Raw genomic sequence first — 24614 nt, forward strand, 5'->3', positions numbered from 1 at the left:
TTTTATTAAAAGTAACAAAGCCTATGCTGAAAATTAGCTAGAGTAAAAAAAATAGGCCATAATTTTAGCAATAGAACCAAATAAAATAGCATTAAAGGCAATAATCGGTAGTGGTTTTTTATCGTGATGAGCAACATGAATTAAGATAGGAAGTATCAAACATAATCCCAACAGGCCGCCTAATAACCACCAAGGTATAAAGGAAATATTAATATTAACAATCACAATCGTTGCGATGATAAAGTGAAAAAATGAGGCAATAATTGAGTATCGTGGGAGCTTTTTTATAATCATTGGCACGATATCTATCGTTGCCAAAATAATACCTAATGTTAGGGAAAATAAGAAAGTTTTCATTAGTCACTACCCGCTCTAGTTTTTAGATAATTTTGCTATTTTTTTAGTTATCTTGTTAAGAATTAGTTTAAGCACGGCACTTAGCTATGGCTGTGAGCCAATTTTAAGTAGTTGGCTTTCTTAGTACATCATCGAGTAATGTATATAATAATCCAACTTGTAACGTTGAGTCATTAAGCGCTGGAATATAATTGAATTGTTCACCACCATATTGCATAAAGAGTTCGCGGTTTTCAATATCAATTTCATGCAATGTTTCGATGCAATCGACAGCAAATCCAGGGCATATGACGGTAACCGATTTCTCTTTTTTCGCTAATTCGATAAGTATATCGCTGGTATTTGGCTCTGTCCATTTACCTTTACCAAAGCGCGATTGGTAAGTCATTATAATCTCAAGCTTAGGATAATAGAGGTGAAGAGCTTGCTGAATTAGCTGAGTGGTTAATTCACAACGTATGACATATTCATCTTGACGTTTTTTTATGTAGCTGATAGGAATGCCGTGATAAGACAGCATGAGTACATCTGGTTGATCAATACAAATGTGCTCATCTATTTGCTGTACTAAAGCCGCAATATAGACAGGGTGATCTGCATAGTCATGCAAATAGCTGATTTTAGGTGAATCTGACCATTGTTTCGTTAAGCTTTTAATTTTATTAATTACCGCTAATGTCGTGGTAGTTGAATACTGTGGATACATGCTGATGACGTTAATCGTGTCACAATGTTTTAAACGATTTAAGGCCGATTCGAGAGTTGGCTCTCCATAGTTCATCGCTAATTCGCATTGTAAATTAGGTCGCGATTCTTGTAGCTTGTGACAGAGTTGTTTGCTGTAGTATAGCAATGGTGATTGTTCATTTAGCCAAATTTTTTGATAATGTTTTGTAATATATTTTAAGCGTTTGGGGATCACAATCCCATATAAAATGGGCAACCAAACAAAAGGCGAAATATCAACAACATGGCGATCGCGTAAAAATTCACCAAGGTACTTTTTAATTGCATCAGGGGTGGCCTGACTTGGCGTGCCTAAGTTAACTATCAATATCCCTTGCTTGTTGGTCATTATCAGCTCCTATTTTATTTCAGTTTTGATAACTCAATGTCGATTACAGTTAATAATCGTGTTAACGCGCCTTGATTTTGCTTTAATACTTGCCAAGCATTCTTGCCTATAGTTTGTTTTAATGTTTTATTTGCCAGGAGTTGAGAAACTTTTTCTGATAAATCTCTACTGTTCGCTTGACTTAGCCATAGTCCATTTGCGGCAATTAATTGCTGACAAATAACAGTAAAGTTAAAGTAATATTCACCCATAATAATTGGTAAATGATGCAATGCGGGTTCTAATGGATTATGTCCTCCTCGCTCAACCAGACTTCCACCGACAAAAGCAATATCCGCTAAGCCATAAAGCAAGATCAATTCCCCCATCGTATTAGCCAAAATTACTTGGGTTTGTTCGGTTGGAATTTGGTTATCACTACGCAGTTGATAATTGAAACCATATTGAGTAATTAGCTTTTCAACTGCAATAAAACGTTCAGGGTGACGAGGGACTAAAATGAGAAGCAAGTTAGGACTCATTTTTAGTAGTGATTGGTGTGTAGCTAAGATAATTTCATCTTCACCTTGATGGGTACTCGCTGCAATCCAAACCGGTCTTTGTAGCCGCCAACTTGATTTTAATGCTACTATTTTCTTTTGTTGCTCATCGCTCAGTTCAATATCAAACTTAATGCTGCCAGTTACGGTTAACTGTTCTTTAGGTAAACCAAGCTTAATAAAGCGATCAGCATCAAATTGGTTTTGTGCCGCAATATGCGTTATTTTAGGCATTAAGTGATTGATGGCTTTACCGAGCTTAGCATAGCCCTTAGCAGATCGCTCCGAAAGTCTGGCATTGGCGATAATTAGGGGAATATTCCTTTTCTTGAGCGCACAAATCAGATTAGGCCAAAGTTCTGTTTCCATTATAATAACAATTTTAGGGCGCAAAGTATTAAGAAAACGATTTAATGCACAAGGTAAATCATAAGGAAGATAAACGTGGTTAACGCTATCTGCTAATGCTTTTTTGACTTGTTCAGACCCCGTCGGGGTCATTGTGGTAACCGTAATAGGTAAATGAGGATAGCGGTGCTGTAATTGCTTTATGAGTGGAATTGCGGCAATCGTTTCTCCTACTGATACACTGTGGATTAAAATGCCGTTAGGTTTTACTTTATTAAGACAAAATCCATAACGCTCAAGCCAGCGTTTACGGTAATCAGGTGCGTTACGACTGCGCCATAATAATTTTAACCAAACCAACGGTTGAATAAGATAAAGTAAACAAGTATACACCGCTTGCATCGTTATTATTCTTTGAAAAAATGTTTTCGATAATAAACTAATTCAGCGATAGAATCCTTGATATCATCAAGCGCTTGATGTGTGCCTTGTTTAGTTAAGCCCGATAATATTTCAGGCTTCCAACGACGGGCAAGTTCTTTAACTGTGCTAACATCTAAATAGCGGTAGTGAAAATATTGCTCTAGAAGAGGCATATAGTTAAATAGAAAACGTCTATCTTGTCCTATCGTGTTACCACAAATTGGTGAGCAGTTTTGGGGAACCCACTGAGAAATAAAGTTTATTGTTTGTTGCTCAGCGTCTTGTTCATTAATGGTACTTTTTTTCACTCGTTCAATTAACCCTGTACCAGTATGCGTTGCTACATTCCATTCATCCATCAGAGCTAACTGTGTTTCCGGTTGTGATATCGCAATAACCGGCCCTTCTGCTAAAACATTAAGATTTGAGTCAGTAATAATCGTGGCTATTTCGATGATACGATCGCGATTAGGATCGAGCCCCGTCATTTCGAGGTCTATCCAGATAAGATTATTTCTACTTTGCTGTGGCTGGGTTGTCATAAGCTTTACTTTATTAAACAGTAATTGCGTTAATTTTAACACATTTACTGAATAATGTTTAAAAATCAATTGATAAAATAGGTGAATTATAAATATATTCTCTTCGTGCTCGTTCTTTTACCTGTTTTATTTATTCTATAATTGAATATTTAATCGATTTTTTAACGAATTTTTAATATAAAAATATGATATGTAACCTATTATCGATATTGATAATTTCTTTACTTAAAAAGAAAATAGTCAAAAAATAAAAAATACGCTAATATGATAACAATTTCTCAATTAATAATGTTAAGATTAACATAATAAAATATTATCAATACCGTTAAGATGAATTGTTGGCAAAAATTAAGTAAACGCTTTGTAATCAAAATTGCACTACCGCACTTGTTGCTTAGTGTACTTGCGACTGCGTTTAGTTTGTCAGCTCAGGGGGGATTATTACCCGCTAATCAATCGCCGCAAGCAAACATTATTGCTATTGCGGCAGTGATAGTAAACCTACATGAACAACAGTCTGATAAACAAGTCCAACCAGTATGCTTATTTAAAGAGCAGCTACAACTTGTTGACGTACCTTTTGTTCCCACTCAATACAATGATTTTATTCCAGCCATCCGCTTGACACCTAATAATGGTATACGTGCGGGTCCTATTTTTATTTAGAGCCTAGATTTAGTTCTAATTAGTCTATATTTATGCTTCAAATATTTATTGCATTACTAATATTTATAGTAGCTTTGTTAAATATTTGCCGCAATCAGTTATAAATAATAAAACGATTGATATCGTGCCAACATAAAGAGAATTATATGTTATTGAAATTATTGACAAAAACATTTGGTAGCCGTAATGAGCGAGTATTAAAATCAATGCGCAAGCGTGTTGATAAGATTAATGCATTGGAACCAGCGATGGAAGCGTTGTCCGATGATGAGTTGAAAGCTAAAACCGTTGAATTTAAAGAACGTATTGCTGCAGGGAAGAGCTTAGATTCAATATTAGAAGAAGCTTTTGCGGTAGTGCGAGAGGCGAGTAAACGGGTTTTTGGTATGCGCCATTTTGATGTGCAGCTAATTGGTGGGATGGTTCTTAATGAACGGTGTATCGCCGAGATGCGTACTGGTGAAGGTAAAACATTGACCGCAAGTTTACCTGCTTACCTTAATGCTTTAACCGGTTTTGGCGTTCATGTTGTTACTGTGAATGACTATTTAGCACAACGTGATGCTGAGAATAACCGACCTTTATTTGAGTTCTTAGGTTTAACGGTGGGAATTAATTTACCTAACATGCCAGCGCCATTGAAACGTGAGGCATACAATGCAGATATTACTTATGGAACGAATAATGAGTACGGTTTTGATTACCTACGAGACAATATGGTCTTTGATAAAGAATCACGAGTACAGCGACCTCTTTATTATGCGTTAGTTGATGAGGTTGACTCAATTTTAATCGATGAAGCAAGAACGCCATTGATCATCTCGGGCCCCGCAGAAGATAGTTCTGACCGCTATATTAGTATTAATAAAATTATTCCTTATCTAACCAGTCAGGAAAAAGAAGATACTGCTGACTATCAAGGAGAGGGAGATTTTTCGGTAGATGAAAAATCACGTCAAGTGCATTTGACCGAACGTGGACTAATTAAAGTTGAAGAGTTGCTAATTCGTGAAGGTATTATGAAAGGCGAAGAGTCATTATATGCGCCGAATAATATTGTATTAATGCATCATGTTAGTGCCGCGTTACGCGCCCATCATCTGTTTTCTCGTGACGTTGATTATATTGTTAAAAATGGTGAGGTTATCATTGTTGACGAGCACACTGGTCGAACGATGGAAGGTCGCCGCTGGTCAGATGGCTTGCATCAAGCTGTTGAGGCAAAAGAAGGTGCTAAAATTCAAAATGAGAATCAAACATTAGCGTCGATTACTTTCCAAAATTACTTCCGCTTATACCAAAAACTAGCAGGAATGACAGGTACGGCAGATACTGAAGCATTCGAGTTTAACCAAATCTATGGGTTAGATACAATTGTTGTGCCAACCAATAAGCCAATGGTACGTAAAGATTTGTCAGATTTAGTTTACATGACAGAAAAAGAAAAAATTGATGCAATTGTTACCGATGTTCGTGGTTGCCTATCAAGAGGACAACCCGTTTTAGTTGGTACAGCGTCTATTGAAAAATCCGAACTTGTTTCACATTTTCTCAATAAAGCGGGCATTAAGCATAATGTTTTAAATGCTAAGTTCCATGCTCAAGAAGCCGAAATTATTGCCGATGCAGGTCGTAAAGGCGCGGTAACTATTGCAACGAATATGGCTGGTCGAGGTACTGATATTATGCTTGGTGGTAACTGGCAGATGGAAATATCAAAGCTTGAGTCTCCAACACCTGAGCAAATAGAACAGATAAAACAAGATTGGCGTATTCGTCACGAGGAAGTGCTTGAGCTTGGTGGGTTGTATATTTTAGGTACCGAGCGGCACGAATCTCGTCGTATCGATAATCAGCTGCGTGGGCGAGCAGGGCGCCAAGGGGATGCAGGGGTATCACGTTTTTATTTATCTTTAGAAGATCCTTTAATGCGTATTTTTGCTTCAGACCGAGTAGGTAGTATGATGCGAAAATTAGGTATGAAAGAAGGGGAAGCAATTGAGCATCCTTGGGTAACAAAAGCGATCGCAAATGCACAAAGGAAGGTTGAAAGCCGTAATTTTGACATTAGAAAACAATTGCTAGAGTTTGATGATGTGGCAAATGATCAGCGTCGTGCTATCTATGGTCAACGAAATGATCTCCTCGATAACCATGATATTAAAGAGACAATTGATTCTATTCGCGTCGATGTATTTAATACTGTTATTGATCAATATATTCCCCCACAATCAATTGAAGAAATGTGGGATGTTAGTGGGCTTGAAGCCGCTTTAAAAGCAGATTTTGACCTTGAACTACCAGTTGCTCAGTGGCTTAATGATGAACCAAATCTACATGAAGAAACGCTACGAGAACGTATTTTACAATCGGCTATTGAAACAGCTCAAGCTAAGGAAGATTCCGTTGGTAGTGAAGCATTTCGTGGTTTTGAAAAAAGTGTAATGTTACAAACTCTTGATACACTTTGGAAGGATCATTTGGCGGCAATGGATTACTTACGTCAAGGGATCCATCTACGTGGCTATGCTCAAAAGGATCCAAAGCAGGAGTATAAACGTGAGTCATTTGATATGTTTGCCAGTATGCTAGAATCACTCAAATATGATGTTATTGGCGTATTGAGCCGTGTTCGGATTCGTTCTCAAGAGGAGATAGAGGAAGCTGAACGCCAAAGGCAAGAAGAAATGGTCAGACTTGCTGAGCAGCAAAAATTAAGCCATGATGAGGTTGGTACTCTCAACAATGAGACAGCGCCTCGCGTAGCGCAACCAATTGTTCGTGCTCAAGCAAAAGTGGGTCGGAATGATCTGTGTCCTTGCGGTTCTGGGAAAAAGTATAAAAATTGTCATGGGGCTGTTCAATAAAGATAAACTTTAGTATTATTAATTTCTGAATGATTTTTATACATTATCGATGTCATAGCTGCCATAGTTATGGCATCGGTAGATAAGCTAAAATAAATAATTATTATGAAAAAACTTGAAATTGCGGTAGGTATTGTTCGTTCACATGATGGGCAAATTTTTATTACTCAGCGTGGCGAAAAATCTCATTTAGCTGGATTTTGGGAATTTCCTGGTGGTAAAATTGAGCCAAACGAGACGCCTTTTCAAACTCTTCAACGTGAAATTGCAGAAGAAATTGACATTCACATTCATGATGCAAAATATCTAAAAACCGTCGAATACCAATATCATGACCGCTTTATAACTATTCACGTCTATCTTATAGAAGAATGGGATGGTGAACCTTTTGCCGCAGAAGGTCAACACAGCCGATGGGTGGATGAAGAGGAGCTCAATGCCGATGAATTTCCTGATGCCAATCGTACAATTATTGAAATGTTAAAAAACTTAGATAAAAATATTTACTAGTATAGATAATATATTTTATTTAACATTTTGATTTAAATTTGATGTGTGTTTTTTCTCTTGCCAAGTAAATATTCTCTAATATATTACCCTTCATAATTCTTTTATATTAAAACGCTATAGCTAACTTAATAATTAATATTAAGTTAAGTTAATAAATATATAGTTAGTTATAAGGAATTGTAAAAAAATAGTTAATTTTACTTGAATTAATCTTAATTTCATGGATAATAGTTACATATCTGCTTTTGCTCATCTTTTTGTCATCAATTTGAGAAAAGCAAATTTTAAAATTAAGTGTAAATGTATTAGTTTAAAAGTGTTAAAAGTGTTTCCGTTGTGTGTAGGTTTATTCGAAAAATAGTATGTTGACAGGATAATAAGAAGATAGAAGAAGAATGAAAAAAAAGGAAGTAGAAGCAACTAATCTAGTCAATATGATTTTATTATATTGACTATTTTTTTATCTAGGTTAAATCTCCCATCCATCAGTTGATCGCATTTTTCCATAATTTCAGTATAATACATGCAATTTTTAGTACTAATGAAGCTACGTTATGACACAATCAAGTTACAATGCTATCGATATTGAGGTTTTAAAAGGGTTAGACCCTGTAAGGCATCGCCCAGGGATGTACACCGACACAACAAGACCTAACCATTTGGGTCAGGAAATTATTGACAATAGCGTGGATGAAGCTATTGCTGGGCACGCAAAACATATCCAAGTTATCCTATATGAAGACCAGTCTTTAGAAGTAATTGATGATGGGCGAGGCATGCCTGTTGATATCCATCCAGAAGAAGGTCTGCCAGCTATTGAATTATTACTTTGTCGATTACACGCTGGCGGTAAATTTTCTAATAAAAATTATCAATTTTCGGGTGGATTGCATGGTGTTGGCATTTCGGTTGTTAATGCCCTTTCAAAAAGACTTGACGTAACGGTTAATCGTGACGGGCAAGTTTATGCAATTGCATTTGAGCAAGGTAATAAAGTCGAAGATCTTCATGTAACAGGAACGTGTGGTCGACGAAATACTGGAACAAAAGTACGCTTTTGGCCCGAGGAAAAATATTTTGATTCGCCAAAATTTTCTGTCCCTCGTTTGGAGCATTTATTAAAAGCAAAAGCGGTATTATGTCCAGGTCTTGAAATTATCTTTAAGGATAAAGTCAATGATGTCGAGCATAGATGGTGTTATGAAGCTGGCTTAACTGATTATTTGATGGAATCGGTTAATGGCTATACTTTATTACCTGAGGAGCCATTCACTGGCGAGCATACAAGCGATAATGAAGCCGCTGAGTGGGCGTTACTTTGGTTGCCCGAAGGCGGTGAATCACTGACAGAAAGCTATGTCAACTTGATCCCAACCGTACAAGGGGGAACGCATGTTAATGGTTTAAGGCAAGGCCTTTTAGATGCGATGCGTGAGTTTTGTGAATTTCATAATTTGTTACCTCGAGGCTTGAAATTAACGGCAGATGATATATGGGAACGCTGTTCGTATGTGCTGTCAGTTAAAATGCAAGAACCGCAATTTGCCGGCCAAACCAAGGAACGCCTATCTTCTCGTCAGTCAGCAGCGTTTGTTTCAGCAGTGGTAAAAGATGCGTTTAGTTTATGGCTTAACCAAAATGTTCAAACAGCTGAGTTATTGGCTGAGATGGTTATTTCTAGCGCACAAAAACGCTTACGTGCTTCGAAAAAAGTTATTCGTAAAAAGTTAACAAGTGGCCCTGCGTTACCTGGAAAATTGGCTGATTGTGCATCGCAAGATTTGAGTCGTACAGAGCTATTTTTAGTCGAGGGTGATTCAGCTGGCGGTTCGGCAAAGCAAGCTAGAGATCGTGAAACTCAAGCCATAATGCCGCTAAAAGGTAAAATACTTAATACATGGGAAGTCTCATCTGATGAAGTATTAGGCTCTCAAGAGATTCACGATATTTCAGTTGCGATTGGTATGGATCCTGATAGTGATGATTTAAGCCAGCTACGGTATGGTAAAATTTGTATTTTAGCTGATGCCGATTCAGATGGTTTACATATCGCGACGTTGCTATGCGCACTATTTGTCCGCCATTTTAAGCCATTAGTCAAAAATGGCCACATTTATGTTGCAATGCCTCCTTTATATCGTATTGACCTTGGCAAAGAAGTTTATTATGCACTTGATGAAGAAGAAAAAATCGGAATATTGGATCAATTAAAGCGCAAAAAAGGTAAACCGAATGTACAGCGTTTTAAAGGCCTCGGTGAAATGAATCCATTACAATTGCGAGAAACAACAATGGATCCTAACACTCGCCGTCTAGTGAAACTAACACTTGATGATGACGAACAAGCAACCGCCTTAATGGATATGTTATTAGCAAAGAAACGTTCTGAAGATAGACGAGAATGGCTGCAAAATAAAGGCGATCAAGTTGAATTAGACGTTTAATATTTAACAGTTTGATTAATTTCTTTTTACGAAGAAAAATGAAGGAATGCAAATGAACGAGATCACGCATGATGGCGTCGAGCTACAATCTCTACAAACGTTTACCGAGAATGCGTATTTAAATTATTCGATGTACGTCATTATGGATCGAGCATTGCCATTTATTGGCGATGGCCTAAAACCGGTTCAAAGGCGTATCGTATATGCGATGTCTGAGCTAGGATTAAACGCTCAGGCAAAATATAAAAAATCAGCCAGAACAGTGGGTGATGTGTTGGGTAAATATCATCCGCATGGTGATAGTGCGTGTTATGAAGCCATGGTATTAATGGCCCAGCCATTCTCTTATCGCTATCCTCTGGTTGATGGGCAAGGAAACTGGGGAGCTCCAGATGATCCTAAATCATTTGCTGCTATGCGTTATACTGAATCCCGTCTATCAAAATATGCTGAGTTGTTGCTAGGTGAGCTAGGACAAGGTACGGTAGATTACTTGCCTAACTTTGATGGCACGTTGCAAGAGCCAAAAATGCTGCCAGCACGGTTGCCTAATATTTTGCTTAATGGGACAACCGGTATTGCGGTTGGTATGGCAACTGATATTCCACCGCATAATTTACGCGAAGTTGCGAATGCTGCAATTATGCTACTTGATAATCCCAAAGCATCGTTAGAAGACGTGATGGCTCATATTCAAGGACCAGATTACCCAACGCTGGCAGAAATTATTACTCCTGCAGCCGATATTGCTAAAATCTATGAGTCTGGTCGTGGCTCTATTCGCATGCGTGCCGTTTGGCGTAAAGAAGAGAATGATATCGTTATTACAGATCTTCCGCACCAAGTCTCTGGCGCTAAAATATTAGAACAAATTGCAGCACAAATGCGGGCGAAGAAGTTACCGTTAATTGAAGATTTACGTGATGAGTCGGCGCATGAAACGCCTACTCGGTTAGTTCTAGTGCCTCGTTCCAACCGAGTCGATTTAGAGCAAGTGATGAATCATTTATTTGCAACTACTGATTTAGAAAAAAGTTACCGAGTCAATCTTAATATGATTGGTCTTGATCATCGGCCTTCGGTAAAAGGTTTATTAACGATATTAACTGAGTGGTTGAAGTATCGACGTGATACCGTGACAAGACGTTTAAACTATCGGCTAGATAAAATTCTCAAGCGTTTACACATTTTAGACGGTTTATTAATTGCCTTTTTAAATATTGATGAAGTCATTCATATCATTCGTTATGAAGACGAGCCAAAAGATGTTTTAATGGCACGCTTTGCATTAAGTGATACTCAAGCAGAAGCAATTTTAGAATTAAAATTACGCCATTTAGCTAAGCTAGAAGAGGTAAAAATAAATGTGGAACAAAGCGAGTTAGCTAAAGAGCGCGATCAGTTACAGGCAATTTTAGGATCTGAGCGTAAGTTAAACTCATTAATTAAAAAAGAGCTGATTGCTGATAGTGAAAAGTATGGTGATGAAAGACGTTCACCTATTGTAGTAAGGGCAGAAGCTAAAGCGATAACGGAACAAGAGCTCACGCCATCAGAACCCATTACTGTGGTGTTATCTGAAATGGGCTGGGTTCGTAGTGCGAAAGGGCATGATATTGATCCTACTACACTAAGTTATAAAGCCGGTGATAATTATAAGACATCGGCTAAAGGAAAAAGTAACCAACCGGTCATTTTTATTGACTCAACAGGAAGAAGTTATGCTATTGAGCCGATTTCTTTACCATCAGCGCGAGGTCAGGGAGAACCACTAACAGGTAAATTAACATTGCCTGCCGGTGCGAATATTGAACACCTAATTATGTCATCGTCTGATGAACAGAAGATTTTAATGGCTTCTGATGCTGGATATGGTTTTATTTGTACTTTTAATGATTTAGTTGCTCGCAATCGTAATGGTAAAACGATTATCACTTTACCAAAAGGCGCGAAAGTGATGCCTTTGATGGAAATTAATGATGATGAATTATTACTACTTGCTATTACTAATGCTGGTAGAATGCTCGTTTTTCCAGTTAACGATTTGCCTGCTTTATCAAAAGGTAAGGGCAATAAGATTATTTCTATCCAAAGTGCTCAAGCTGAGAAACATGAAGATTATTTATCTTATATGGCCTTAATTTCGCCAGAATCATCAATTACATTATATGTAGGTAAACGCAAACTAACTCTTAAGCCGATTGATTTACAAAAATTTAGAGCTGAGAGAGGAAGAAAGGGCACCTTGTTACCAAGAGGATTACAGCATATTGATCGCATTGAGGTTGATGAATAGGCTTATATAATGAAATATCAAATGCTTAATCAGGAATTATAGCGATGTTATTTATTTGGTCGGTTGTTACCGCGATTCTTTTTGGCTATATTTTTAAAAGTGGTTGGTTTTTCCTTCTGGGGTTTTTTATTGGTCCAATGCTGTATAAAGCATTTGATCGGGTTGCGCCCGTTCGCCATAGTTCACCTGACCCTATGCTGTTTTTGACCGTATCTTTTGAAGTCCTCGGTCATTTAAGCAAGGCAAAGGGGCAAGTGACGCAATATGATATTAATATCGCTTCAAATTTTATGGATGAACTACAGCTTGATCATGCAAAGCGAAAACTAGCTCAAGAGTCATTTAACCGAGGGAAATCATTAAACTATCCTTTAAAAGAGCGTCTGAGTGAGCTTTATGAGCAATATCGTTTTAGAAAGAACGTGTTAAATATTTTTTGTGAGTTTTTGATTAGAGCAGCTATTAATAATGGTTCTTTGCATGAGAAAGAAGAGCAGATTTTGTATACAGTTGCTCAGGCATTTCATATTCCTCGTATCCAGATGGCAGTATACATTCAAATGATGATGGCAAGTTATCACTTCCAGCGGGGACAGCAGCACCAACAGCAGCAGGGCTATCATCAAGGTACTTACCAAAATAAGTCCTCGCCAAACGATATCAATAATGCTTATCGTATATTAGGCGTTGCACCATCAGTTGATAATGCGACAATTAAAAAAGCATACCGTAAGCTGATGAATGAACACCATCCAGATAAACTTGTATCTAAAGGACTTCCTAAAGAGATGCTGGAAGCGGCGAAAAAAAGAGCACAAGAGATTCAGGTGGCATATGATTTAATTAAGACCTATAAAGGGTTTAAATAAGCATTTCAAAGAGAAAGCATAATGATGCATTGGCGTTCAATTATTCGTATTGTGGGTTTACTCATTACTCTGTTGTCAGTGTTTATGATTATTCCGGCATTAGTCGCAGTGATCTATCGTGATGGCGGTGGAACTATTTTTATTCAATCGTTTATTGTCGCTTTGATCCTAGGTATTATTTTATGGTTACCTAATCGTAAACATAAAAATGAGCTTAGCACCCGAGAAGGTTTTCTAATTGTGGTGCTATTTTGGGTTGTGCTTGGGACTATAGGTGCGTTTCCTTTTATTTTCGATAACCATCTTAATCTCAATTTAACGACAGCCTTCTTTGAGTCGTTCTCTGGTTTAACCACAACTGGAGCTACGAGTATCACTCATCTTGACACCTTACCCAAAGCATTATTATTTTACCGTCAATTATTACAATGGCTCGGTGGGATGGGTATTATTGTTTTAGCTGTTGCGATTTTACCACTGCTCGGTGTCGGTGGAATGCAGCTATATCGAGCAGAGATCCCTGGTCCACAAAAAGATAATAAAATGCGACCTAGAATTGCCCAAACAGCAAAAGTACTCTGGTCCATTTATATCATTTTAACAATCGTTTGTGCTTTATGTTTGTGGCTTGCTGGCATGGATGTTTTTGATGCTATATCCCATAGTTTTTCAACTATTTCGATGGGCGGGGCTTCAACTCATGATAGTAGTTTAGCGTATTTTAATAATCCAATGATTAACTATATTATTACTTTTTTCTTGATCTTATCGGGGTGTAATTTTGGTTTACACTTTATTTGCTTTAGCCAATTTTCCCTTAAGCACTATTTACGAGATCAAGAGTTTCGTACTTTTTTAATGATCCTGAGTGTATTAATTATTATTAGTATTATTATCCTTTCTATCGGGATTGGATTGGCAAGTGTGGCCAGTTCCATCGATAAAATTGTATTACAAGTTGTTTCAACTGCTTCTACCACCGGTTTTTCAGTTGATAGTACAAGTAACTGGCCTCCAGTATTACCCATTTTATTACTTTGTGCTTCATTTATTGGTGGGTGTGCAGGCTCAACATGTGGAGGAATGAAAGTTGTTCGAGTTCTATTACTGTTTATGCAAGGTTCCCGAGAATTGAAACGACTTGTTCATCCTAACGCTATTTATAGCCTAAAACTTAATAATCGTGTGTTGCCTGAACGTATTATCGAGTCTGTATGGGGCTTTTTTTCCGCTTATGCCTTAGTTTTCCTCATTAGCCTGTTCGTTGTTATGGCAAATGGCTCTACTGCGATGGATGCATTTTATATTGTTTCATCCTCTTTAAATAATTTGGGGATTGGTATTGGTGATGCGAGCGATAATTTTAGCCATGTCAGCGACTTAGTAAAGTGGGTGATGATAACCGATATGTTGTTTGGTCGATTAGAAATATTTACTTTACTCATTATTTTTACTCCTGTATTTTGGAAGTCTTAGCATGTAACTAATATTGAGAGAAATCGTGAAATTATTATTACTTTATACTACTCATGAATATCAAACAGAAAAAATTATGAAACGTATACAGTTTCAATTAGGTTCCTTATTCGAATGTGATTTAGTTCAATTGCACAAAAACTCATCCATCAAACTATCGGACTATCAAGCGATAATTATTGGTACATCAATTCGTTATGGTTATTATGATAAATTAATTAAAAAATTTATTGATAATAATTATCATGATCTTAATAAAATAGTTACCGGTTTTTTTGGTGTTAATTTAGTCGCTAGAAAAGCACATAAAAATACACCCGAAACCAATCTTTACACTAAAAAGTTTTTATCCAAAATCCAATGGAAACCGACAGTAAAAGCTGTTTTTGCTGGTGCACTCTATTATTCTAAATATAATTGGTTTGACCGTAATATGATTCGTTTTATTATGTGGTTAGGCAAAGGTGATACTGATGTCACAAAACCTGAAATAGAGTATACCGATTGGAATAAAGTTGACGAATTTGCTACTCTATTTCAAAATTCAATAATTAAATAATTCTTAACTATTCTTTCTGCTTTTATTATAAATTAAGCACTAGTCGTGAACGAAAAAACAGCAAACGATAAAAAAAAACGAAAAATAGACTTGCTCAAAGCCAAAAGATGTCTATAATGCGCACCACCTCTTCGTTGAAGCGGAGAGAAAAGCGAAAAAGTTAAGATGAAAAACAAAAAATAGTCTTGACGAATAAGAAAGGTTAGCGTAGTATACGCAACCCTTGAGACAGCGAAAAGAAGTAAGCTGTCAGCTCTTTAAAAATTAAAAACAGACAATCTGTGTGGGCACTGTTAGGACAAAATATACAAGTCTTCGGACTCAAAAATTAAGTCTTGATAGTGACACTAAAGATTCATTTGAAATGAAATTATAGTCAGTTAACTATTGAGCATCAAACTTTAAATTGAAGAGTTTGATCATGGCTCAGATTGAACGCTGGCGGCAGGCTTAACACATGCAAGTCGAACGGTAACAGAAGAGCTTGCTCTTGCTGACGAGTGGCGGACGGGTGAGTAAAGTATGGGGATCTGCCAAATGGAAGGGGACAACAGTTGGAAACGACTGCTAATACCGTATAATGTCGCGAGACCAAAGTGTGGGACTTTCGGGCCACATGCCATTTGATGAACCCATATGGGATTAGCTAGTAGGTAGGGTAAAGGCCTACCTAGGCGACGATCTCTAGCTGGTCTGAGAGGATGACCAGCCACACTGGAACTGAGACACGGTCCAGACTCCTACGGGAGGCAGCAGTGGGGAATATTGCACAATGGGGGAAACCCTGATGCAGCCATGCCGCGTGTATGAAGAAGGCCTTAGGGTTGTAAAGTACTTTCGGTAATGAGGAAGGTCAGTATTCTAACAGGATACTGAATTGACGTTAATTACAGAAGAAGCACCGGCTAACTCCGTGCCAGCAGCCGCGGTAATACGGAGGGTGCGAGCGTTAATCGGAATGACTGGGCGTAAAGGGCATGTAGGCGGATAATTAAGTTAGGTGTGAAAGCCCCGGGCTCAACCTGGGAATTGCACTTAAAACTGGTTGTCTAGAGTATTGTAGAGGAAGGTAGAATTCCACGTGTAGCGGTGAAATGCGTAGAGATGTGGAGGAATACCGGTGGCGAAGGCGGCCTTCTGGACAGATACTGACGCTGAGATGCGAAAGCGTGGGGAGCAAACAGGATTAGATACCCTGGTAGTCCACGCTGTAAACGATGTCGATTTGGAGTTTGGGGGCATGACCCTTGGGCTCCGGAGCTAACGCGTTAAATCGACCGCCTGGGGAGTACGGCCGCAAGGTTAAAACTCAAATGAATTGACGGGGGCCCGCACAAGCGGTGGAGCATGTGGTTTAATTCGATGCAACGCGAAGAACCTTACCTGGTCTTGACATCCATAGAATTTTGTAGAGATACGAGAGTGCCTTCGGGAGCTATGAGACAGGTGCTGCATGGCTGTCGTCAGCTCGTGTTGTGAAATGTTGGGTTAAGTCCCGCAACGAGCGCAACCCTTATCCTTTGTTGCCAGCACGTAGAGGTGGGAACTCAAAGGAGACTGCCGTTGATAAAGCGGAGGAAGGTGGGGACGACGTCAAGTCATCATGGCCCTTACGACCAGGGCTACACACGTGCTACAATGGCGTATACAAAGGGATGCGAAGGTGCGAACTGGAGCGGACCTCACAAAGTACGTCTAAGTCCGGATTGGAGTCTGCAACTCGACTCCATGAAGTCGGAATCGCTAGTAATCGTGAATCAGAATGTCACGGTGAATACGTTCCCGGGCCTTGTACACACCGCCCGTCACACCATGGGAGTGGGTTGCACCAGAAGTAGATAGCTTAACCTTCGGGAGGGCGTTTACCACGGTGTGGTTCATGACTGGGGTGAAGTCGTAACAAGGTAACCGTAGGGGAACCTGCGGTTGGATCACCTCCTTACGAAGTGCCTAACAGTGTTCACATAGATTGTTTGTTTTTAAAGAGATATCACTTTATTGGGTCTGTAGCTCAGGTGGTTAGAGCGCACCCCTGATAAGGGTGAGGTCGGTGGTTCAAGTCCACTCAGACCCACCAATTCAATTTAATTTTGTTATATTATGCCCTGACATTATTTGGCTATGATTATGCTGGATTAATCGAATTGGATAATTTAGCGAATATAGGCTGAATACGGTAAAGTGAAGATAATGGGGCTATAGCTCAGCTGGGAGAGCGCCTGCCTTGCACGCAGGAGGTCAGCGGTTCGATCCCGCTTAGCTCCACCATTTCTAACTATTTCACTATATTGATAAGTGCATTTTAGAGTGCATTGATTAATATTGCTCTTTAACAATATGGAACAAGCTGAAAGAAACGAGTTCTCGTTTTATGGTGATGAAGTTTGGGTGAAAGTCCAGATGGAATGACGATAAGATAGAGAAAAAGCGAAATTGAGAAAACCAAGACAACTGTAGGTTGTAAGGTTAAGAAATTAAGCGTACACGGTGGATGCCTAGGCAATCAGAGGCGAAGAAGGACGTGTTAATCTGCGAAAAGCGACGGTAAGCTGGTAATAAGCGTTATAACCGTCGATGTCCGAATGGGGAAACCCAGTATAGGTAACTATACTATCCTTAACTGAATAAAATAGGTTAGGGAGGCAAACCGAGGGAACTGAAACATCTCAGTACCTCGAGGAAAAGAAATCAACCGAGATTCCCAAAGTAGCGGCGAGCGAAATGGGAGGAGCCCAAAGCGGGTAGCATAGTGTGTAAGTGGAAGTATCTGGAAAGGTACACGATAGAGGGTGATAGTCCCGTACACGAATACGCATTATGTGGAAGCTTGACGAGTAGGGCGGGACACGTGTTATCCTGTCTGAATATGGGGGGACCATCCTCCAAGGCTAAATACTCCTGATTGACCGATAGTGAACTAGTACCGTGAGGGAAAGGCGAAAAGAACCCCGGCGAGGGGAGTGAAATAGAACCTGAAACCGTGTACGTACAATCAGTGGGAGCATCATTAATGGTGTGACTGCGTACCTTTTGTATAATGGGTCAGCGACTTATATTCTGTAGCGAGGTTAACCGAATAGGGGAGCCGTAGGGAAACCGAGTCTTAACTGGGCGAATGAGTTGCAGGGTATAGACCCGAAACCCGGTGATCTAGCCATGGGCAGGTTGAAGGTTGGGTAACACTAACTGGAGGACCGAACCGACTAATGTTGAAAAATTAGCGGATGACCTGTGGCTGGGGGTGAAAGGCCAATCAAACCGGGAGATAGCTGGTTCTCCCCGAAAGCTATTTAGGTAGCGCCTCATGTATAACTGTTGGGGGTAGAGCACTGTTTCGGCTAGGGGGCCATCCCGGCTTACCAACCCGATGCAAACTCCGAATACCGACAAGTTGAGCATGGGAGACACACGGCGGGTGCTAACGTTCGTCGTGAAGAGGGAAACAACCCAGACCGCCAGCTAAGGTCCCAAAGTCATAGTTAAGTGGGAAACGAAGTGGGAAGGCTTAGACAGCTAGGATGTTGGCTTAGAAGCAGCCATCATTTAAAGAAAGCGTAATAGCTCACTAGTCGAGTCGGCCTGCGCGGAAGATGTAACGGGGCTAAAACTATGCACCGAAGCTGCGGCAGTGTGTGAATAACATATTGGGTAGGGGAGCGTTCTGTAAGCCGTAGAAGGTGAACTGTGAGGTTTGCTGGAGGTATCAGAAGTGCGAATGCTGACATAAGTAACGATAATGCGGGTGAAAAGCCCGCACGCCGGAAGACCAAGGGTTCCTGTCCAACGTTAATCGGGGCAGGGTGAGTCGACCCCTAAGGCGAGGCAGAGATGCGTAGCTAATGGGAAACGGGTTAATATTCCCGTACTGAATGTGACTGCGATGGGGTGACGGAGAAGGCTAGGTTTACCGGGATAGGTCCGCAAGGAGCCCGGGTTAAGCATGTAGGGGTGTGATTAGGCAAATCCGGTCACTGTAACTCTGAGATGTGATGACGAGGCACTAAGGTGCTGAAGTAATTGATGCCCTGCTTCCAGGAAAAGCCTCTAAGCTTCAGGTCATATTTAATCGTACCCGAAACCGACACAGGTGGTCAGGTAGAGAATACTCAGGCGCTTGAGAGAACTCGGGTGAAGGAACTAGGCAAAATGGTGCCGTAACTTCGGGAGAAGGCACGCTGATGGTAATTGAAGTCCGTAGCGGATGGAGGTGAAGTCAGTCGAAGATACCAGCTGGCTGCAACTGTTTAATAAAAACACAGCACTGTGCAAACACGAAAGTGGACGTATACGGTGTGACGCCTGCCCGGTGCTGGAAGGTTAATTGATGGGGTTATCCGTAAGGAGAAGCTCTTGATCGAAGCCCCAGTAAACGGCGGCCGTAACTATAACGGTCCTAAGGTAGCGAAATTCCTTGTCGGGTAAGTTCCGACCTGCACGAATGGCGTAATGATGGCCAGGCTGTCTCCACCCGAGACTCAGTGAAATTGAATTTGCCGTGAAGATGCGGTGTACCCGTGGCAAGACGGAAAGACCCCGTGAACCTTTACTATAGCTTGACAGTGAACATTGAGCCTTAATGTGTAGGATAGGTGGGAGACGAAGAAGTGTGGACGCTAGTTTGCATGGAGTCGACCTTGAAATACCACCCTTTAATGTTTGATGTTCTAACGTAGGGCCCTGAATCGGGTCTACGGACACTGTCTGGTGGGTAGTTTGACTGGGGCGGTCTCCTCCCAAAGAGTAACGGAGGAGCACGAAGGTTAGCTAATCCTGGTCGGACATCAGGAGGTTAGTGCAATGGCATAAGCTAGCTTGACTGCGAGAGTGACGGCTCGAGCAGGTACGAAAGTAGGTCATAGTGATCCGGTGGTTCTGAATGGAAGGGCCATCGCTCAACGGATAAAAGGTACTCCGGGGATAACAGGCTGATACCGCCCAAGAGTTCATATCGACGGCGGTGTTTGGCACCTCGATGTCGGCTCATCACATCCTGGGGCTGAAGTAGGTCCCAAGGGTACGGCTGTTCGCCGTTTAAAGTGGTACGCGAGCTGGGTTTAGAACGTCGTGAGACAGTTCGGTCCCTATCTGCCATGGGCGTAGGAGGATTGAGGGGGTTTGCTTCTAGTACGAGAGGACCGAAGTGAACGCACCGCTGGTGTTCGGGTTGTGATGCCAATTGCATTGCCCGGTAGCTACGTGCGGAATAGATAAGTGCTGAAAGCATCTAAGCACGAAACTAGCCCCGAGATGAGTCCTCCCAGAGTTTACTCTGTAAGGTCCGTTTGAGACTAAGACGTAGATAGGTCAGGTGTGTAAGTGTAGTGATACATTGAGCTAACTGATACTAATGAACCGAGAGTCTTAACCTTACAACTTAGAGTTGTTTTGAATCTCAATGAAAATTTTGGCTTGAGTCTATATTGATGGATGGTATGATTATTTGCTGAGGATTGGTAGCGGTTTAGGTTACTGATGGGAAGTAGATAGTTTATATAGTCTAAGAGAAAACGAGTTATGTCTGGCGGCAATGTTGCGGTGGTCCCACCTGATCCATGCCGAACTCAGAAGTGAAACGCCGTGAAGCCGATGGTAGTGTGGGGGTTACCCCATGTGAGAGTAGGTCACCGCCAGACTTTTAATGTTAAGAAGCCCCTTACCTATTGGTTTGGGGCTTTTTTATTATCTTACTTTCCATAGCGTTCACTGCAAATTTTAAGTAATGCTTTTTCTAATTACGTGACATTTTGGTGGAGTCAAAATAGTTTAACTTTGCCTTATTGTAAATCTCTGCCACTCTAAAAAAAATTCGTTTTACAAAGGCTAGTTATCGAATAAATAAAAACTTAATCTAAAGATAAAATAACACCACTAATATGAAAAACGACAGATGATTATCGAAATAAAGCTATTATTAAAAGCTTATTATCATGCTCCTAAATTGCGTGGTAAGTTGGTATAGCTACAATTTTTATTAAAATAAAGTAGGCTATTTCTTATAATGGATAAAAGTAAGGTAATTTAGTGGTTATCGAAAAACTATAAGGTATTTAGATATAAATTATAAATAATATTAGATTAATATCATTTTAGTGTTTATTTCTTGTTGTATGTATGAAACAATTCAGTCTATTGAAAATGATTTTTGAGGTAGTCAGTGATCGATAATGATGGCTACCGTCCAAATGTAGGAATTATTATTTGCAATCGACATGGTCAGGTATTGTGGGCACGTCGTTTTGGGCAAAATTCTTGGCAGTTTCCTCAGGGCGGAATTAATAATAATGAAACTCCTGAACAAGCAATGTTTAGAGAGTTAAATGAAGAAGTTGGATTATTAGCAAAAAATGTTAAAATTCTTTCCGTTACAAACGGATGGTTACGTTATAAGTTACCTAAGAGAATGGTTCGATGGGAAAATGAACCTGTTTGTATTGGTCAAAAACAAAAGTGGTTTTTGTTAGAGTTAATTTCGGATACTTCTGCAATTAATTTATCTTTAACATCATCACCAGAGTTTGATGATTGGAAGTGGGTGAGTTATTGGTATCCAATTAGGCAGGTTATTGCATTTAAACGTGATGTGTATCGCAAAGCTATGAAAGAGTTTTCTAGTATTGTTTTTTCTATGCAAAATGACAATGATTTAACGACCTTATTTCCTGATGAAGTAAACCAGACAAATAATAAGCATGGGCAAAAAAGACGGTTTACTTTTTTTGCTCAAAAACGTAAAAACAAGCAAAGAATAAAAAAATGAAACAATATCTAATTTTTCCTAATTTTGACCCAATTGCTTTTTCATTGGGCCCCATCTCTTTGCATTGGTACGGCGCAATGTATTTATTTGGTGTGCTGGGTGCTTTATTTTTAGCGAATTGGCGAATAAAAAAAACCAACAGTGGTTGGACAAAATCTCAAGTAGAGAATTTGCTTTTTTGGGGATTTTTGGGTCTGTTTATTGGCGGCCGTTTAGGGTATACACTCTTTTATAATTTGAACACGTTTTTTGCCGACCCGCTTACTTTGTTTCGGGTATGGGAAGGAGGCATGTCTTTTCATGGTGGTTTAATTGGCGCATTAGTTGTGATTGCTGTTTTTGCTCTTAAGACCCATAAACTTTTTTTTCAAGTTGCTGATTTTGTGGCACCCTTGATTCCAATTGGCCTTATGTTTGGCCGTTTAGGTAATTTTATTAATGGTGAATTATGGGGAAGAGTAACTAATTCGCCAATTGGTATGCTTTTTCCTACATCATCCTCTGCAGATTTAACTTATGTAAGAATGCATCCTGAGTGGGCAGATCTTTTTATTGCTTGCGGTAATTTATTACCTAGACATCCCTCTCAATTATATGAAATGTTATTTGAAGGTGTTGTGCTTTTCATTATCTTAAATTTATTTATTCGTAAACCAAGGCCAATCGGTAGTGTATCAGGACTATTTTTGCTTTTGTATGGTTGCTTCCGTTTTATTATTGAGTTTTTTAGGCAACCCGATGAACAATTAGGGTTATTTTTTAATATTATTAGTATGGGACAAATTTTATGCCTGCCAATGATTATTTTGGGTGTAATATTTATATTCTATGCTTATAAATCTCCAGATGGTTTGAGAGTTAAAATTGGTAATACCAATTTTTAAAATGTATTTATAGGATCAAAAAATGAAACAATACTTAGCGCTTATGCAGAAAATTTTAGATGAAGGTACGCCAAAGTCAGATCGAACCGGAACGGGTACTTTGTCTATTTTTGGTCACCAGATGCGTTTTAACCTACAAGAAGGTTTCCCTCTTGTTACAACAAAAAAATGCCATCTAAGATCTATCATTCATGAATTGCTTTGGTTTTTAAAGGGCGATACCAATATCCAATATCTAAAAGATAATAATGTTACTATCTGGGATGAGTGGGCTGATGAAAATGGAGATTTAGGTCCTGTATATGGAAAGCAATGGCGCTCGTGGGGGGCTACTGATGGCCGTCAAATTGATCAAATAACTCAACTGATAGAACAAATAAAAACGAATCCTGATTCTAGGCGCATGATCGTTTCGGCATGGAATGTAGGTGAATTGGATAAAATGGCATTAGCGCCTTGCCATGCATTCTTTCAGTTTTATGTTGCCGATGGTAAGTTATCTTGTCAGCTTTATCAGCGTTCTTGTGATGTATTTTTAGGCTTACCGTTTAATATTGCTAGTTATTCTCTACTAGTCCATATGGTTGCACAGCAATGCGATTTGGATGTCGGTGATTTTGTTTGGACAGGGGGAGATACGCATTTATACTCTAACCATATGGAGCAAACGCATCTACAGTTAACGCGCGAACCAAAGGCACTTCCAAAACTTGTTATAAAAAGAAAACCACCTACAATTTTTGACTATGTTTTTGATGATTTTGACATTGAAGGTTATGATCCTTATCCCGCAATAAAAGCCCCTGTTGCGATTTAGTTCTTCTTATTTAAGTATATCGGTCTATGACCGGTATACTTAATTTCGTTAAATTAATTATATAAGTAAATAAATGCAAAAATTTAATCGTATTATTTTATACTGTCGTTCAGGTTTTGAAAAAGAGTGTGCTGCTGAAATTACCGATAGGGCGACTGAGTTTTCTATTTTTGGCTTTGCGAAAGTAAAAGAACAAAGTAGTTATATTGAATTTGAATGCTATCAACCTGGTGATGCTGAGAAACTTTTTTCGCTCTTAAATTTTAAAACTTTAATTTTTGCAAGACAGATGTTCGTGGCAGGAGGGTTGCTTACTAATCTACCTACTGAAAATCGTATCGCTCCTATTCTTGACGCTATTGATGGTGGTTTACCAAAATCTGGCACGTTAAGAGTTGAGGTTCCCGATACGAATGAAGGTAAGGAGTTAGCTAATTTTTGTCGAAAATTTACCGTGCCTTTGAGGCAAGCTCTACGGGATAAAAGGATTTTATTAAAGGTTGAAAACCCACTAAAACCAGTTATTCATTTACTATTTATCAATAGTACTAGTTGCTTTATTGGCTATTCATATAGTAATAATAATTCGCCTTTTTACATGGGAATTCCACGCTTAAAATTTCCTTCTGATGCGCCGAGTAGATCGACATTAAAACTTGAAGAAGCCTTTCATGTTTTTATTCCTTATGAAGAGTGGGACGAGCGGTTAGAAGGCGGATTAAATGCGGTTGACTTAGGTGCTTGCCCAGGTGGCTGGACTTATCAATTAGTTAAACATAGTATGATGGTTTACGCTATTGATAATGGCAAAATGGATCAGCGCTTATTAGATAGTGGTCAGGTAAGACATTATCAGGAAGATGGTTTTAAATTTCAGCCTAAAAAACATAACATCTATTGGCTCGTATGTGATATGGTAGACAAGCCTATAAAAGTAACTACACTTATTGCTCAATGGTTAGTTAATGGTTGGTGTAGAGAAGCAATATTTAATTTAAAACTACCAATGAAAAAACGTTATGAAGAAGTAAAAGAAAATATTCAGTTTCTTAAAGATGAGTTAAAGAAACATCACGTTAACTTCCAGATTCAAGCCAAGCAGCTTTATCATGATCGAGAGGAAATTACGATTCATGTTCAGCGGATTTGGGGGTAAACTGATAGTTATTAAACACTTATTATTTA

At 39.2% G+C, this 24614-nt stretch carries 15 protein-coding genes, 2 tRNA genes, 3 rRNA genes and 1 pseudogene; 17 read left to right on the plus strand and 4 right to left on the minus strand.

Annotation, left to right across the window (positions count from 1 at the left end):
* Positions 1–33: 33 nt before the first annotated feature.
* From RHO12_10125 to orn, 4 genes are all read right to left on the minus strand, one after another.
* Complete coding sequence (locus RHO12_10125) at positions 34–357, minus strand: hypothetical protein (GenBank protein WVD65726.1); 324 nt, start codon at positions 355–357, stop codon at positions 34–36.
* A gap of 103 nt (positions 358–460) precedes the next feature.
* Entirely contained in the window at positions 461–1432 is a 972-nt protein-coding gene (gene hemH / locus RHO12_10130; protein ID WVD65727.1) for a ferrochelatase, read from the minus strand.
* 14 nt (positions 1433–1446) lie between these two features.
* A complete protein-coding gene (waaA, locus tag RHO12_10135; protein WVD65728.1) occupies positions 1447–2721 on the minus strand; it encodes a lipid IV(A) 3-deoxy-D-manno-octulosonic acid transferase in 1275 nt (424 codons plus the stop codon).
* Positions 2722–2726: 5 nt separating this feature from the next.
* On the minus strand, positions 2727–3284 hold the full coding sequence (gene orn / locus RHO12_10140) for an oligoribonuclease (GenBank protein WVD65729.1): 558 nt from the start codon (positions 3282–3284) through the stop codon (positions 2727–2729).
* A 330-nt stretch (positions 3285–3614) separates the two neighbouring features.
* Between orn and RHO12_10145 the strand changes: the two genes are divergently transcribed.
* The 17 genes and pseudogenes from RHO12_10145 (at position 3615) to rlmM (ending at position 24585) form a co-directional block, all read left to right on the plus strand.
* A complete protein-coding gene (locus tag RHO12_10145) occupies positions 3615–3950 on the plus strand; it encodes a hypothetical protein (protein ID WVD65730.1) in 336 nt (111 codons plus the stop codon).
* Between the two features lie 146 nt (positions 3951–4096).
* Entirely contained in the window at positions 4097–6817 is a 2721-nt protein-coding gene (gene secA / locus RHO12_10150) for a preprotein translocase subunit SecA (protein WVD65731.1), read from the plus strand.
* Between the two features lie 105 nt (positions 6818–6922).
* The gene (mutT, locus tag RHO12_10155) at positions 6923–7327 is read left to right on the plus strand and encodes an 8-oxo-dGTP diphosphatase MutT (GenBank protein WVD65732.1); all 405 of its coding nucleotides are present in this window, start codon (positions 6923–6925) and stop codon (positions 7325–7327) included.
* 554 nt (positions 7328–7881) lie between these two features.
* On the plus strand, positions 7882–9771 hold the full coding sequence (gene parE, locus RHO12_10160) for a DNA topoisomerase IV subunit B (protein ID WVD65733.1): 1890 nt from the start codon (positions 7882–7884) through the stop codon (positions 9769–9771).
* A 52-nt stretch (positions 9772–9823) separates the two neighbouring features.
* Positions 9824–12067: a DNA topoisomerase IV subunit A gene (gene parC, locus RHO12_10165; protein WVD65734.1), complete on the plus strand. Its 2244-nt coding sequence runs from the start codon at positions 9824–9826 to the stop codon at positions 12065–12067.
* A 44-nt stretch (positions 12068–12111) separates the two neighbouring features.
* A complete protein-coding gene (gene djlA, locus RHO12_10170) occupies positions 12112–12936 on the plus strand; it encodes a co-chaperone DjlA (protein ID WVD65735.1) in 825 nt (274 codons plus the stop codon).
* Positions 12937–12960: 24 nt separating this feature from the next.
* Positions 12961–14412, plus strand: coding sequence for a TrkH family potassium uptake protein (locus tag RHO12_10175; protein ID WVD67401.1), 1452 nt, complete (start codon positions 12961–12963; stop codon positions 14410–14412).
* Positions 14413–14437: 25 nt separating this feature from the next.
* Entirely contained in the window at positions 14438–14971 is a 534-nt protein-coding gene (gene hemG / locus RHO12_10180) for a menaquinone-dependent protoporphyrinogen IX dehydrogenase (protein WVD65736.1), read from the plus strand.
* A gap of 403 nt (positions 14972–15374) precedes the next feature.
* Positions 15375–16913, plus strand: a 16S ribosomal RNA gene (locus RHO12_10185).
* Positions 16914–16971: 58 nt separating this feature from the next.
* Positions 16972–17048: transfer RNA gene (locus RHO12_10190), tRNA-Ile, on the plus strand.
* Positions 17049–17163: 115 nt separating this feature from the next.
* Positions 17164–17239 (plus strand) — tRNA-Ala (locus RHO12_10195).
* A 196-nt stretch (positions 17240–17435) separates the two neighbouring features.
* Positions 17436–20340 (plus strand): 23S ribosomal RNA (locus tag RHO12_10200).
* A gap of 148 nt (positions 20341–20488) precedes the next feature.
* Positions 20489–20604: ribosomal RNA gene (gene rrf / locus RHO12_10205) — 5S ribosomal RNA — on the plus strand.
* The 16S, 23S and 5S rRNA genes sit together here with 2 tRNA genes alongside, the layout of an rRNA operon.
* Positions 20605–21125: 521 nt before the next feature.
* A pseudogene (rppH, locus tag RHO12_10210) lies at positions 21126–21575 on the plus strand (RNA pyrophosphohydrolase).
* 149 nt (positions 21576–21724) lie between these two features.
* Positions 21725–22612, plus strand: coding sequence for a prolipoprotein diacylglyceryl transferase (gene lgt / locus RHO12_10215; GenBank protein WVD65737.1), 888 nt, complete (start codon positions 21725–21727; stop codon positions 22610–22612).
* Positions 22613–22634: 22 nt separating this feature from the next.
* Positions 22635–23429 carry a thymidylate synthase gene (gene thyA, locus RHO12_10220; protein ID WVD65738.1) on the plus strand — a complete coding sequence of 265 codons (795 nt, stop codon included), beginning with the start codon at positions 22635–22637 and terminating at the stop codon, positions 23427–23429.
* Positions 23430–23502: 73 nt separating this feature from the next.
* Positions 23503–24585, plus strand: coding sequence for a 23S rRNA (cytidine(2498)-2'-O)-methyltransferase RlmM (rlmM, locus tag RHO12_10225; GenBank protein WVD65739.1), 1083 nt, complete (start codon positions 23503–23505; stop codon positions 24583–24585).
* Positions 24586–24614: the final 29 nt, after the last annotated feature.

Source organism: Orbaceae bacterium lpD02 (assembly GCA_036251875.1).
Classification (GTDB): Bacteria; Pseudomonadota; Gammaproteobacteria; order Enterobacterales; family Orbaceae; genus Orbus; species Orbus sturtevantii.